Origin of the sequence: Paenibacillus sp. LK1 (assembly GCF_002750415.1) — a bacterium.
Lineage (GTDB): Bacteria > Bacillota > Bacilli > Paenibacillales > Paenibacillaceae > Paenibacillus > Paenibacillus taichungensis.
The window spans coordinates 345,346-360,754 of the sequence record NZ_PEII01000007.1; the positions used below are offsets into that span (position 1 = coordinate 345,346).

The window sequence follows — 15,409 nt, forward strand, 5'->3', positions numbered from 1 at the left end:
AAAATTTTCAAATGTTAAAACTGTAAAAAAGAACTGCCCCTATTAAAATAGGGGCAGTTCTTTTTTACATAGATTATTCAGATATCTGTACAACAACATCGTAACCTTTTCCCCTCCCCAAACGTTTATACTATAAAGTAACAAGCAACTATATGGGAGGTTTGGAAGTGGAGCAAAGGAAAGTTTTAGTGAGTCTTTTGGCGAGTGCCTTGGTTTTGAGTTCAACTGCAGGAATTTCAGCTGCAGCGAACACTGGTAATAATACTGAAAAAACAACTACGAATAGTTCCAATACCACATCTAGTAAATCAGCATCAGAGAACAAGGTAGTACATACTTTAGGGAATTTGGCTCCTGTTAAGGTAACCGCACGTAGTTCAGTTAAATTAACTGACGTAAACATTCTATCTCAAGACGATGGTAATGTGGTTACATACACACTGACATATAAGAATAATGATAGCAAACCATTAATGATGCTCGATTACTGGAGCAAAGTGAAAACCAAGGGTGGGACATTATTCTCTCCAAAATTACTAGCCAAGGACCAAGAAAAGAAAAGCGTTGCCCCCGGATCAAGTGTAGAGCTTACTTATACAATGAAAGTTGGTCGCGAAGTTAAGCTGAGTGATCTGAACTTTTTGATCGTTAAATGGGATTTTAGTCAAGCTAACTATGAACGAACGCTGGGTAAGTTTAATGTACCCGCATCCTATAGCATTACAACACCTGTAGGCAAACCGAAGACGGTACGTTTGAGCGACTCTGCCGTGAAGGTGAAAGTATCTGGTATTAAGGTATTTCCTGGTGAAGATAAGAACCAGTATGTCAAAATCGGGGTGAATTTAAACAATATTAGTTACAAATTACTCGAAAACCCGAATATCAAATGGATTTTGCGTACGCCAAGTGGCACGAATTATCCGTTGACGCCAGACAAGGATAGTACAAGCGTTAGCATTCAGGCGCAGGCTAATAAGGCTCTGAGTCTGATGGCTTCTCTCCCAACATCGGTGAAGTTGCAAAAGTCCGAACTATTGCTGGTGGAAGAGCAGGGTGAAGAAAAAACGGTCTTACCTGTTGCTGCATTGCAGCTGCCTGAGGCAAGTAAAGCTACGAACGTAGAGGTGGCTGCGAATCAACCGAATATCATATCTGTTGAGGGACAACGATTATCTACATTGCTGGAATCAGCAAAGGTACGTATCGATGACGGTGAATATGATCTGAATATGCAATTTGTGCTTAAGAACGAAGGTAAGAAAGCCGTTAAAGTACCAACCTATACATTTGAAGTACGAACTGATGACGGAACAATCTATCCGATTGAAACCAAGGCATTAGACGCATTAAAGCTGAACCCGGGAGATATTAAAACGATTAAACTTAACGCAACCATACAAGGTGATGGAGATACGAGCAAAATTAAGCTGTACGCTATGAGCCCTGTGGATAAAACTGAGAGCACGGAGTCAACGATTCCAACAAGTACAAGTAGCTTTGTTTTCTCCTATCCTGTAGGCGTATATGCAATTCCGCAATCTGTATCCACTGGAGACGGTTTGACAACAGAGACGGTCATTAAGAATAGCAAAGGAACGTTTGGTGTCTCATTGGGCACGATACAGCGTTTGCCTTGGTCTGATAGTGACATTGTGGCTGCGAAAGTAACGATTCGTAATGCTGGCAGCAAAACGGTACAACTCCCAGAGCTCGAAGCCATGTTCACTATTGATTCGGCTCAAATTGATGGAGATAAAAAGTTAATCTATACGCAAAGCGGAAAACTACTTGGGGTGGGTATGACAACGGAGGCTTATCTCTTGACCAAAATTCCTTCTGAACTTCGTATGGGGCGGTTAGAAGTAAGTCTGATTGAAAAGGTAAGTGAAGAAGAAACGAATGAGTGGATCACGTTAAATACGTCGGGGTTGATCCAGCCCGTATCTTACGTAGCAACGGGTAAGACCTATACAACTGGTATTGCAGATAAAGAGACTGAGATGGGTGTTCGAAGAACAATTCGTTACCCAGGGACATCATCGGACATTGTTTATACCGAATTTGAAATGACGAACAAGTCACTGCGTCAGAGTGGTCTAGGTAAACTTGTTGGATACTTCAAAACTTCCGATGGCCAGTATTACAGAGCAACTGCGAAGCAAGCAGAGCGTCTGCCTGGGCCGGGTCAGAAGTCGATTGTTACGTTCTGGGCTAAGATTCCGAAGTCTGTTACCTTCTCAGACCTGCGCCTGATTGTGGGTGAAGGTATTGCAGACAGCAAATTTGTAACGGGTGAAGGGGAAGCGACTGCTTATGTAAATGCAATTGCATTCGAGGTACCGCCAATCTCCTTGAGTGTTCAAGGTAATCTTTCGAGTATTGACCTCTATCCATATACGTTGATAGCTAATAGTGTGCGCGCATATCTGGCCGGCAGTAATTCAGTACAAGTTGATATGAATTACACGCTTACTCGTAGCGAAGAGATAGAGATGGCTGAGAATGAACACAAGTGGATTTTAACCTTTATAGCTCAAAATGGAAAAGTATTCGAGAAAGAGTTAACTCCTGGTACTGATCTGAAAGTGGGAACTAACCAGACACTGAACTGGAGCGTCGAAGATAGCTTCTTCGAGAAATTACGAGGCGGCTCTTACCGACTAAGCTTGTATGATCAATTTCAAGGACAACGTTTGCTTCTTGCAGAGCAAGTTTATGGATATGATCTTTCCAAGTTACCAAAAGAAGAACCAGTTATAGAATAATAGTATTTGCAGACTTAATAATCTAATAGGATTAGTGGCAAAACCTCGTTTCCACCCTAACGGAAACGAGGTTTTGCTTGTCGCAGCACTTTTTTTTCTCTATAGTTAAAGTTAATAGATTACCAGAGGAGGAAAATAAATCACATGAAACCTTATATGAAAGTATCCCTGGCTGCGCTCGCGATTGGTGTTGGCGTGTGGGTTGGGTCAGTATACAGCAATACAGCAATAGGTGCAGGCACTAGCCAACCGGGAACAGCAGATGATCCGGTCGTGACGAAGAGTTATGTTGATCAGCAAATTCAGAAAGCTTTGGGTGGAGGCATGAACACAGGGTCTGGAAATACATCAGGTAGTAACAGCGGCGGCTCTACGGGAAATGGCAACTCGGGCAGTACAGGTGGAGATACATCGTTACCTCCATTGGTCTCTGGCGCCTCTGATGCTGTTGAGATTGTAACCGTGAAGCCTGGTCAACAGCTGATCGGTGCATCTGGCGCGGAGTTCATTGTGCGTAGCGGTAAAGCTGTGATCGTCAGTGAAGGTACGAATGGTGTAGCTGATCTGACGGACGGGGTTGATTTGACGAATGGTCAGACAGCGCCGACTAATCACTTGCTTTCTTTTCCAAGAGATGGACGGGGTATAACGGTATTGGATGGTAACAAGTACAGCCTGACTGTCATGGTACGTGGTGGATATTCTCTGAAATAGGATGAGCACTTGTCAGACTTTTTATTCATTTCATTTGTTCAGATTAACCAGTTCTAACAAACATTAATACGGCTAGCCAGCCTTGTTCCTGCTCACTCTATAACTGTACACAACCAATAACCGGAGGTGCAGGAATCATGGCTAGAAGCAACCGCAAAGTGGTACCCGAAAGTCGTCAGATGTTGGATCAGATGAAGTATGAAATTGCCGCTGAGTTTGGTCTGAATGTGGGATATGGCGGTAGAGGACTTGCTGGTGCAGATACCGAATTTGGTTCTGAACTGGGTGATGTAAGTGATCACTCCTATGGCCAGTATAAAGGCTGGGGCCATCTGACTTCCCGTGAGAATGGATCGGTCGGTGGAGAGATTACCAAAAGGCTGATTCGCCAGGCACAGCAGCACTTATAGGGTGTTTTCCTTATCCCAATCCGTTTGACACGTCTTGACAAATACGTTAAGATGGCAGTTGAGGTACGCAACCTTTTCCGCTAGGGAAAGGTTGATTTTTTGTTGAGGCCATTACCTGAAAAATCCTTATCTTCGTAACTGCGGACCCTGCGTCCTTATTCCGCCCGGAAAGCTTTCGAGGGTACAGTGAACGAATCAACGTAAATGTTTTGTTCGGGCAATCGCCATACTACTCGTTATGGGAGGTTGAAACTTCAATGTCTATTAAAGGCCGACATCTATTCACATCGGAGTCTGTAACTGAAGGACATCCGGATAAAATTTGCGACCAGATCTCGGACGCCGTATTGGATGCGTTCCTGGCGAATGATCCAAACGCTCGTGTAGCGTGCGAAGTTTCCGTAGCAACAGGACTTGTGCTTGTCATCGGTGAGATCAGCTCCGCGTCTGAATATGTGGACATTCCGTCCATCGTTCGTAATACGATTAAGGAAATTGGGTACACTCGTGCCAAGTTCGGTTTCGACTATAATACTTGTGCAGTCCTGACTTCTCTGAACGAGCAGTCTGCTGACATTGCACAAGGCGTTAACGCAGCTCTGGAGAACCGTGACCCGGAACAAATGGCTCGCGAAACAGAGAACATTGGTGCTGGTGACCAAGGTCTGATGTTTGGTTTTGCAACGAATGAAACACCTGAACTCATGCCTTTGCCAATCGCATTATCCCACCGTATCGCTCGCCGTTTGGCTGAAGTGCGTAAGAACGGTACATTGGAATATCTCCGTCCGGATGGTAAAACTCAAGTAACGATTGAATACGACGGTGACAAACCGGTGCGTGTTGATACAATCGTCGTGTCTACTCAGCATGCTGAAGAGACTCTACTTGCGCAGATCCAAAAAGACATCAAAGAACACGTAATTCTGCCTGTCGTTCCAGCTGAATTGCTGGATGAGCAGACTAAATATTTCATCAACCCAACTGGACGTTTCGTTATTGGCGGACCTCAGGGAGATGCAGGCCTGACTGGACGTAAAATCATCGTAGATACCTACGGCGGTTATGCACGTCACGGCGGTGGCGCGTTCTCCGGTAAAGATCCAACAAAAGTAGACCGTTCCGCAGCTTATGCAGCTCGTTATGTTGCAAAAAACCTTATTGCTGCAGGTCTTGCCGACAAAGTGGAAATCCAGCTCGCTTATGCGATTGGTGTAGCCAACCCGGTATCGATCAACGTGGATACATACGGAACAGGCAAAGTCAGCGAAGAGAAATTGGTTGAGCTTGTACGTAACAACTTCGATCTTCGTCCGGCTGGTATCATCCGTATGCTGGATCTGCGTCGCCCAATTTACAGACAAACGGCTGCTTATGGTCATTTCGGCCGTACAGATCTGGATGTACCTTGGGAACAAGTGGACAAAGCAGACGTTTTGAAAGAGCAAGCAGGTCTGTGAGTTAGCGATACGATCTTTAAATAAAGTCCTTGATTCCGATATGGAATCAGGGGCTTTTTATATGCAAACATTAAGAACTTTGGAGAAACGTAATAATATTCCTTTTATTTCCTTTTAACTAAATAAAATTGGTAATGTAACCGACATACATAATGAGGTCTGTACATCAGACAGTTGAAATGAAACAGGATGAGGAGGAAGGAACGGTGAGTTTAAAAAGAACGGCTCGCAGAGGGATTATCGGTCTGTTAATCGTGCTAATGTCTATTCAAGGTTGGCAAGGTATCCCGTTTATGGACACAAATACGGTGTATGCCGCCGATGAATTTAACGACACATTGATTGAAACTACAATCCCTGCGGTGGGATCAACGGAGGTTGATGGTGCAGCACCGCTCGTAATTCGATTCAAGGAAGCGGTTAAGAAGTCTGAAAACGCTGTGGGAAATGTAATAATCAGACGTTTTCAGGATAATTCACCAGTGGCTACTGTTAGAATGGATAGCCCGGATGTAAAGATCAAGGGAACTCTAGCAGATCCGGATGCACCTGAGAGTGTTGAAGGGGTAGGAAAAGAAGTAAGTATTGCTCATCCAATGTTACGTGGAGGAACATACTATGTACAATTCGATTCAGGCTCCCTGCTAACTGCTGATGGAGGGACTGCGGTCAAAGGCCTGACATCGCAACAATGGAAATTTAGTACAAAGGGAATCGGAACGGCTATGGTAACCTCCTATTTCCCCAATCTAGGAGCAGTTTCTGTTCCTACTACGTCCAACATACAACTGACTTACAGTGATAGTATTTCAGCGGGTGTAGGCAAAATTCAGCTTCTACAAGGAAGTACAGTTGTTGAAGAACTGGATATAGGTGCAGGTGCACCGCGAATTGTGATAAATGGTAGAACGCTCACCATTGATCCAACGAACAACTTTTCGAATAACACTACATACTCCGTTGTGATACCTGAAGGGGTATTAAGGGACAGCGTTGGTAATGATGTAAAAGGGATTAGTCGAGGAGAATGGAACTTCACTGCGTTTTCTTCTGATCCATCAGCATTAACCGTATCCTCGTTATCTCCGACTAATGGAGCAAGCAATGTTTCTTTAACGAGTGAACTTACAGTGACATTCAGCAAAGAGTTGAGCTCAGCTTACATTACTGGAGCGGTTATATTAAAAAATGCAAATGGTGTTGCAATACCCGCAACAGTATTACTCAACAGTACTAACAACCGACAATTACGGATTATTCCGTTAAATGGTCTAACAAGCAATACCACCTACACTGTGGATATATTAGGAGGCTTTCTGCGGGATAACGCGGGAAACTTGTTTACAGGATTGAATGGGACAAACTCATGGACATTCAGGACATTGGGTTCGGATACCACCGCTCCAGTTTTAAAGACAGCTAAAATGTACAGCAATAGCATCATACGTTTGACATATGACGAGTTGCTCTCAAGTATTGATCCGTTTGCTTCCAGCTTCACGGTCACGGTTAACGGAGAGAACCGGAATGTGAGTACTTCCTATGTCTCAGGAGATAGTGTCTATGTTGTACTGGACACGGGTGTAGCGGTAGGACAGGTTGTTAGAATTGCGTACGCCCCGGGAACAGGAACTCGTAAAATTCAAGATTTGTCTTTTAACGCTGCAGCAGCATTCTCTGCCAGAGATGTGGAGAATAATCTGGATTCCATCATGTCCAAACCACGTGAAGGTACAGCTTATAATAGTACGATTAGCTTGTATTACCCAGAGACGGTCTATATCAATTCAAGTGATGCTGTAAGACAGTTTAGTGTTACGGCTGACGGCACAGCGGTGGGAATTAACAGCATTTCTACCAACAACAGTTCTCTGGTGACACTTAGCCTCAGTCGTTCCATACAAAATGGGGAAGTGGTTAGAGTATCGTATGAACCAGGCTCATGGCCTGTAAAAGACACTCGTGGACAAGCACTTGCGGGCTTTAGTGGATTCTACGTACGCAATAGTCTTGATACGAAAGCTCCCGAATTTAAAAACGCAGAAGTAAGCGGATCTACGTTATGGATTCGTTACAATGAACCGCTGAGCAGGACGAACAAGCCCCTAAAGAGTCAATACTCCGTATTGGTAGATGGGAAGGCAGTGTTTGTAAATGATACAGAAATTGAGGATGACTTGGTTACCTTAACATTGGCAAGTGCCGTCTCCAGTACGCAAAACGTTAGTTTATCCTACGTGCCTGGAACATTGAGATTAACCGACTTGAATGGCAACCCGGCTGGTTACATTAATTTGGCGCCAGTGACCTACACCTATGGAAACGGAAAAATTCTTTCGGCTGTCCTTCAGGGAGATACCGTATCCATTAACTTTAAGGACCCACTTCAGGCTCAGACAGCACTTACATCGTCACAGTTCAATGTACAGCTTGGTGGTTCCACGGTAAGTGTACTTTCAGCTGCAAGTTCCGGTTCCGTAGTAACTCTGAAGCTTTCAAGTTCAGCTACCTCGGGACAGACGGGAACGGTTAGTTACGTACCGGGAGCCGTACCTTTAAGAGATGCATCCAATAACACAATTGTAGCCTTCGGGCCGCTTAACTTACAGGTAAATGGCAATTCCACAGGCAGTCAGACGAATGGCCGTCCTTCCTGGTTGACAGAATTAGATGCATCGAGTTATGGTCAGGCTGTTCTTGTCATGAGTAACGATACGGCTACCAATGTGTCAGCAATGACTCGCAACAATCTCTCCACTCGCCAATTTAACGTAGATGCTGCCAAATTGCTACAGGCCTTTGAGTATGCAAGGACAGCTGGAAAAACGGCACAGCCTGTTGTATTTGAGATGAATGCTGATGAATCTTCAGCATATGTCGGCTTCCCACTAAGCGCACTGGCTCAGTTGGCATCGAGCAATCGCACGGGTTCAATTGGAATCAAATATGGTGATCGCCTATGGACACTTCCCCTGTCTGGTTTGGATGTGTCCTCCATGATTCAAGACGTGGGGGGATCAACGAGTGTAGGTTCTTCCTATCTTTACGTGCAGATCGAGACAGTACCGGTATCCGGATCAGGTACATTGGATGGCTTGTTACTAGCTGCAGGCGCACAGAAGTTAGGCAATAATACGAATATATACTTATCTGCATTTAACGGAAATAACAACCTACGTGTGGAGCAGAACATTAAAAGCCTGCTCGCTATACAATTGCCACTGAAAACACCGACGACAACTTCAGGGCTAACCTATATGGATCCAGGTACATTTATCCTATCTAACGTGCCTAGTTCGTTTAAAACCACGATCAATGGTGTGGTTATCCAAGGACAGTTGAATGGCAATCAAACGGTTGTTCCTGTTACACATATTGTAAACTACCAGGATACATCATCCCACTGGGCTAGTGCAGTCATTAAAGAGCTTTCTGCCAAATGGATTATCGGTACGCCGAACGGTTCTTTCTATGGACCGAATCAGAATATTACACGTGCAGAATTTGCTGAATTAGTAGCTAGAGGATTGGGGCTGCCGGGGAACCAAACAGCAGCAGGTCGTTTCCGTGATGTTTTGGGCGGTGGCACAACGAGTGCTTATATCGGTGCAGCTGCTGAAGCAGGAATCATCACAGGGAATACGGATGGTACCTTTAAGCCAGACCGTCCAATTACCCGTGAACAGATGTCCATTATGATGGTTCGTGCCATGAATTATGGTGGAAAAACGGTCTCACTCCAATCTTCAGCTTCCTCAACATTATCGAAGTTCAAGGATAGCAACAAAATCCAATCCAAGGATTCTGTCGCCAAAGCAGTGCAAGAAGGAATCATCCAAGGTATGACGTCAAAAACGTTTGTCCCTCAAGGTAATGCTACTCGTGCACAAGCAGCGGTAATGTTGAAGCGTGTGTTGGATAAGTTAGGATACTTGTAAAACGAAGTGATATTGCAATAGTGCAATCCAAGAATAGTCATGATAACGAAAGTAACATGCTGGACCATTTCAAGGAAATTTATTTCTTGAAATGGTCCTTTTTTATATTTAATACTAGATAGTTCTGGTCTTGGACCAGATCACAGAACCCCTGAAGAAGCGTTGCAATGGCAGAGCCAGCAGAAGATGGATCGAAGTATACCTGTGTACGAGAAAGATGGAACAACAATTATTGGTGAATTTATCATTTCAAAACCGTCACCGTAAATATTAGCTTCAACATTCCTAAATGTAGAAACTAACGTTGATTTGGTTACATCAATTGTTTCAACAGCTAGATCTACTCCAAATAGACTTTGGTTGTGCTAAATCGAGCATAACTGAAGTTTATTTTTTGACTGTAAAAACGTATAACAAAACAATAGGATGTCGCGTAACCCAATAAATACCTGAATTCAGGCTCGGGGCGTAACTTTTTCCACAAAAAGTAGTCTATTAATAGAAGAGTATACTAGAAATCTCGCTATCTGCTGCCACGTGGGAGAGATCGTGATATCTAAGATTGATATACAAGATGGGAGAGACGTTTCAAACATGCTGGGGAAACAAGGGAAACGGCTGAACGACGTTAAGGGTAGCAAGGCGAAGAAATGGGCGATTGTGACACTGGCAGGCGTGATCTGGATTGCACCGGTTCTGGGAGCGGGACAACTGGTGTGGTCAGGAAGTTCATGGCAGTCGGTGGCTGCAGCAGCCTCTACAACAACAAGCAAACTAAGTGAAGAAATTCTGACTTCGGGTGCGAAGTTGATGAAATACAATTATACAACGACACGTTCCGGCTCAAAGGTGAACGTACTGGCAGATGTCATTCAAGTGGATTTGCAAAATCCCTATGTGAAGCTGGATGTCATGACAGGCAAGGGTGGCAATCTGAATAGTAAACAAAGCACGGGTGGCATGGCTAAGGAAAATGGTGCAGTAGCCGCCGTGAACGGCGATTATTTCAATGTATCCGGGGAACTTGCCCCAATCGGTGGACAGGTCTCGGATGGGGTCCTCGTATCTACTCCATCCGAACTGTCAGGGATGTATGCCCTCACCGTAACCAAGGACGGCAAGCCAATGATTGATGAATATTCATTCGATGGCACAGTGAAGGCAGATGATGGTTCAACGTTTGCTTTGCGTGGGATAAATAAAGAGGACTACACGGTCGAATCGAGCTCGGTGAAGTACAGTCATGCCAATTCAATGTATATTTATACACCGGCTTGGACGTCAACGAAGCGGCCAAATGATCCTTCCACAACACCAACTGAGGTACTTGTGCAGAACGGCGTAATAACCCAAATTTCGGATAAAAAAGCGTTAAACATGACGGTACCGGCAGATGGGTACATTTTGCGTGCGCATGGAACGGCAGCGACATGGATTATGACTCACTTGGCGGTAGGCCAGACGCTGAATGCGGATTACAAGTTGAAAGCCAAAACGACGGGGGAGACCGTTGATCCAAGCAATCTGCAGATGATGATCGGTGGACATACCATTCTGGTGAATGGTGGCAAGGCGGCTACCTTTTCACGCGATATTGCTGCTTCCGGTATCGGCGGCATTCGTGCGAGAACGGCAGTTGGCTACTCTCAAGATGGTCGTTATGTCTACATTATTGCAGCGGAGAAAAACAGTAACAGCAGCGGTTTGTCGCTGACAGAACTGCAATCCTTCATGACCAGCATTGGTGTATGGAAAGGCATGAATCTGGACGGAGGCGGCTCCACAACGATGGTAACTCGTCCGCTTGGCGAGGAGACAGCAGGGCTTACGTTCAACACAGAGTACGGTACAGAGCAGCGTCAGGTCGTAAACACGCTGGGCGTGTTCTCTACGGCTCCAGAAGGTAAGCTGAAAGGCTTTGCCGTGAGTGGCAGCCAAACGTTGCTGGTAGGGCAAGAGGGCAAGTATACAGCCAAAGGATATGACACTTACTATAACCCGATTGCGACAGGCGATATCAAGATGACATGGAAATCGAGCAACAACGGCATCGTGAGTGTAAGCAATGGAACGATTAAAGGTGTGAAACCAGGTACAGCGACGCTGACTGCAACAAGTAACGGTGCTTCATCTTCCATTAAAGTTACCGTGTTGGGCGGAAGTGAACTGGCTTCACTGACAGCCGGATCTGGCTTGGGATCGCTTCAAGCGGGCACAACGATTTCCATTCCGGTAACGGCGAAGACCAAAGACGGACAAAGTGTAACGGTTCCGGCGGACTCGCTAACTTGGGAATTTATTGGTTTCAAAGGTAAAGTGGTTGCAGACCAATTAACTGTATCCTCCGTGAACTCCGGCGCTCAAGTTGGCTATGCGATCGGTCGTTATGACGGCTACAGCACGGTGGTTGTGCTTTCCGCTGCGGCAAGTGAAACGATATGGGAGAACTTCGAGAATGTAAGCTACCCGATCAACTTCACGACTAACGCATCAGGTGTAACTGGATCGGCTTCCGTGACAACAGGAACAGGTGAAAAGGCTGGCTCCAAGGTGCTGCAGCTGAGCTATGACATGACCGCAGGAATAGGGAAAATGTATGCATATGCCCAATTGAACGGTTCCACTGGCAAAGAGGTATCTGCAACTGCGACATCCATGTCGATGGATGTTATGGGAGATAAGAGCCTGAACTGGCTACGTGCCGAATTTACCGATGCCAATGGCAAAACGGTATATGCCGATCTCGCTAAGGCGATTGATTGGGATGGTTGGAAAAAGCTGAATGTGGACCTGAATGGGCTGAATATTTCTTATCCAGCGAAGCTGAAACGGGTTTATGTGGTGAATGTGGAAGAAGGTCAGGATGAGCGTGCGAAGACAGGCACGGTTGCTTTTGACAACATTGCTTTCACCATGCCATCGAAATCCAGCGAAGTGGGCTTGCCTACAGGAACTGCTTCGCTCGTGCTTGGACAAAAATCCATGACCGTAAACGGAACGAAAAAAGCAATCGATGCTGCGCCAGTACTGAAAAATGGTACAACATATGTCCCAATCAAGCACGTATTGGATGCTTTTGGCGGGCAGGCGAGCTGGGATAGCAAAAATCAACGGATTACCGTTGTACGTGGCGGCAAGTTGATTGATCTGGTTGTAGGCCAGAAAGAATTCATCATCAATGGCAAAAGACAAAGTGCAACAGTAGCACCTTACGTATCTGGTGGTAGGACTTTAGTCCCTCTTAGACTCGTTTCGGAGCAGCTTGGACTGACTGTAAAATGGGAACAGAACACGAAGACCGTTACCATCTCATCGTGATATGGTATGATATATACCGGAAACGATAGAAATGGAGTCGAACAAACGTGGATTTACAAGCCGATGCCATAGACCGCGTCATAAAAAACGCCATACAAGTCATGGAAAACAGTAAATATCAAATGTTTGAGATTATGGACTCGACTCGGAATGAGCTAAAAACGCTGAACGAGGAATTGAAGTCGGTTTTGAAAGAGACGGCGGAAACGATCGAGAAAGTAGATCAATTGGAGCTGAACTACCGCCGCTCTCGGATCCGGCTAACTGAGGTTAGCCGCGACTTCGTCCGTTATTCCGAGCATGATATCAAGCAGGCGTATGAGAAAGCGACGCAGTTACAGCTGGATCTGATGATTTACCGTGAGAAGGAAATGTATCTGAAAGCCCGTCGGGATGATCTGCAGAAGCGTGCCAAAAATGTGGAAGCTTCCGTGGAGCGCGCCGAGACGATCGGTTCCCAGATGGGGGTTGTACTGGAGTATCTGTCGGGTGAGCTGGGTCAAGTGACCCGCATCATTGAATCCGCCAAAAATCGACAAATGATTGGTTTGAAAATAATTTTGGCCCAGGAAGAAGAGCGGAAACGTATTGCCCGTGAGATCCATGACGGACCTGCGCAGATGCTCGCAAATCTAGTACTTAGGACGGAAATTGTAGAAAGAATGCTCATAAAGCAGGATTTTAAGATGGTCCAGGCCGAAATAGTAGATTTGAAGGGCCAGGTTCGTTCGAGTCTTGGAGAAATGAGAAAAGTTATTTTCAATTTGCGTCCTATGGCACTGGATGACCTGGGATTGATTCCAACGCTTCGGAAGTACGTGCAGGATTTTGAAGAAAAAACAAAAATCCGCTCGCTTTTTGAAACGAGAGGCAAGGAACACCGTTTGTCTTCGGCAATGGAGGCTGCTATTTACCGCCTCGTGCAGGAAGGTCTGTCCAATGCTGCGAAGCATGCTTATCCCACTTATGTTGTAGTGGAAATTACATACCAGGCTCAGCTCGTTAAGATTGTCGTGCAGGACAATGGGCTTGGGTTCAAACCGGAGCTTCTTGCGAAGAAGAGCAAGGATCATACCCACTTCGGTCTGATTGGGATGAGAGAGCGGGTTGAACTGTTAGAAGGAAGAATAGAGATCGAGTCCGCGGAAAATCAAGGAACCAAAATAGTGATTCATATCCCGACAAACGTGGATAAGGGAAAGGAGTAGCAGGATGGAAAACCGTGATACTGGAAAGACATCAATTAAAGTTCTTTTGGCTGATGATCATCAGCTGTTCCGTGAAGGTCTGAAACGCATTTTAAATATGGAGGACGACATTGAGGTCATCGGCGAATGCGGCGATGGGATTCAGGTGCTCGAATTCTGTAATCAGGATAAACCGGACATCGTATTGATGGACATCAACATGCCTGTGGAAAACGGGGTTGAAGCGACGGAGAAATTGCGTGAGCTGTTCCCAGATGTCAAAGTCATTATCTTGTCTATTCATGATGATGAGAGTTATGTGTTCGAGACGCTGCGAAAAGGTGCTAATGGCTACCTGTTGAAAGATATGGAGGCCGAGTCCCTGATCAATGCGATTCGTTCTGTTCATGAAGGGCATGCATTCATCCACCCTAAAGTAACTGGCAAACTGATCATGCAGTTGCGTCGTATGACGTACCTTAATGAGACAGGGGCAATGAGCGAAGGAGCTTCGAAGGAAGCAGGCGTTAAATTTGTCGCTGGCGACAATAATCCGCTTACTCGTCGTGAGGCTGAAGTATTGCGTCTGATGGCTGAAGGTAAGAGCAATAAAATGATTGGTGAGTTCCTGTTCATCAGTGAGAAAACAGTAAAAAACCATGTCAGCAGTATTCTGCAGAAGATGGAAGTGGACGATCGTACACAAGCGGTTATCAACTCGATCAAATATGGTTGGGTTACCCTCTAATATACGATTGTATTTAGATGCAGTTGGATTATAGCAATTATAGGATTCTGTTTACTCGCGCCCATTCCAGAATGTTGGACTGGTTAGCGGGTTAATGGACTTTATTACTGCAAATGAGCAAAGTATGAAGTTAGGCGAACTTATGTTCAAGCTTCGGCATGAATGAGTGAACGACCTGGCCTGTCTTCTTCGTCCGGTGTCGATCAGAATGGAATATGCGCTTTAGGATTTGCAAGTGTAACCCTTCGGGGAATGCAGCATATACTGCTGTATACAGGGATGTTCGCCATGGGTGAGCATGACCTTCCGAGGAGGTGCAGTTGCCATGGTTGCTCATCTGACTATGATTCTGCTCATATACTTCCTGGCGGCAATGGCCGTTCATGCCATGCACCAGCGCCATCTTTCCCGTCCGGACCCCGAGGGCTACGAGCAGATTATGCTCATTCCTTCCAATCAGGAGCAGCGGATAGAAGGCATTGTAAGAGCGCTTTGCCGGGAATTATTTTACCGTGGAAAGAGCTTCACATTGACGGTTGTCGCTGATCGTACGGAAGCCGAAACGGTTCGTATTATTGAGAAGCTTATGCTTAGGCAAGGAATGGAGTTATCCTACTTGTCCGCTGTCCCTACTGATATGGAACAGTGGAATCAAACCGGGAGTCATTCTATTCGCCTTATCGATTTGCGTGAGCCAAAGCAATAGATGCTTTTTTTTGCAACAGTTGTGCTCATTCATCGTGCAAGCTGCTGAGACAGACTGGCTAAAGCGTGTCATCAGTCAGAATGCACTTTCAAATGAAGTCATACTTGCTTGCCAAAATAAGCGTGAATTTCATCATGTTCGAGGTTAAAGATTACAGCTT

Annotated in this window: 9 protein-coding genes; all 9 read left to right on the plus strand. The window is 45.4% G+C overall.

All coding sequences use genetic code 11. From position 1 onward, the window contains the following. Positions 1-167 precede the first annotated feature (167 nt). The 9 genes from CS562_RS17905 to CS562_RS17945 all read left to right on the plus strand — a co-directional run bounded on the left by CS562_RS17905 (position 168) and on the right by CS562_RS17945 (position 15,249). Positions 168-2,768: a hypothetical protein gene (locus CS562_RS17905; RefSeq protein WP_099857641.1), complete on the plus strand. Its 2,601-nt coding sequence runs from the start codon at positions 168-170 to the stop codon at positions 2,766-2,768. A gap of 144 nt (positions 2,769-2,912) precedes the next feature. Then, on the plus strand, positions 2,913-3,482 hold the full coding sequence (locus CS562_RS17910; RefSeq protein ID WP_099857642.1) for a hypothetical protein: 570 nt from the start codon (positions 2,913-2,915) through the stop codon (positions 3,480-3,482). A gap of 137 nt (positions 3,483-3,619) precedes the next feature. Further along, the gene (locus tag CS562_RS17915; RefSeq protein ID WP_099857644.1) at positions 3,620-3,892 is read left to right on the plus strand and encodes an alpha/beta-type small acid-soluble spore protein; all 273 of its coding nucleotides are present in this window, start codon (positions 3,620-3,622) and stop codon (positions 3,890-3,892) included. Between the two features lie 257 nt (positions 3,893-4,149). Beyond that, complete coding sequence (metK, locus tag CS562_RS17920) at positions 4,150-5,352, plus strand: methionine adenosyltransferase (protein WP_063567744.1); 1,203 nt, start codon at positions 4,150-4,152, stop codon at positions 5,350-5,352. Between the two features lie 206 nt (positions 5,353-5,558). After that, entirely contained in the window at positions 5,559-9,290 is a 3,732-nt protein-coding gene (locus tag CS562_RS17925) for an Ig-like domain-containing protein (RefSeq protein WP_180287173.1), read from the plus strand. Positions 9,291-9,884: 594 nt separating this feature from the next. Then, positions 9,885-12,608 carry a stalk domain-containing protein gene (locus CS562_RS17930; RefSeq protein WP_099857648.1) on the plus strand — a complete coding sequence of 908 codons (2,724 nt, stop codon included), beginning with the start codon at positions 9,885-9,887 and terminating at the stop codon, positions 12,606-12,608. A gap of 47 nt (positions 12,609-12,655) precedes the next feature. Then, positions 12,656-13,816 carry a sensor histidine kinase gene (locus CS562_RS17935; RefSeq protein WP_024631628.1) on the plus strand — a complete coding sequence of 387 codons (1,161 nt, stop codon included), beginning with the start codon at positions 12,656-12,658 and terminating at the stop codon, positions 13,814-13,816. Between the two features lie 4 nt (positions 13,817-13,820). After that, complete coding sequence (locus CS562_RS17940; protein ID WP_063567747.1) at positions 13,821-14,543, plus strand: response regulator transcription factor; 723 nt, start codon at positions 13,821-13,823, stop codon at positions 14,541-14,543. 292 nt (positions 14,544-14,835) lie between these two features. Further along, positions 14,836-15,249 carry a hypothetical protein gene (locus CS562_RS17945; protein WP_125477297.1) on the plus strand — a complete coding sequence of 138 codons (414 nt, stop codon included), beginning with the start codon at positions 14,836-14,838 and terminating at the stop codon, positions 15,247-15,249. Positions 15,250-15,409 lie beyond the last annotated feature (160 nt).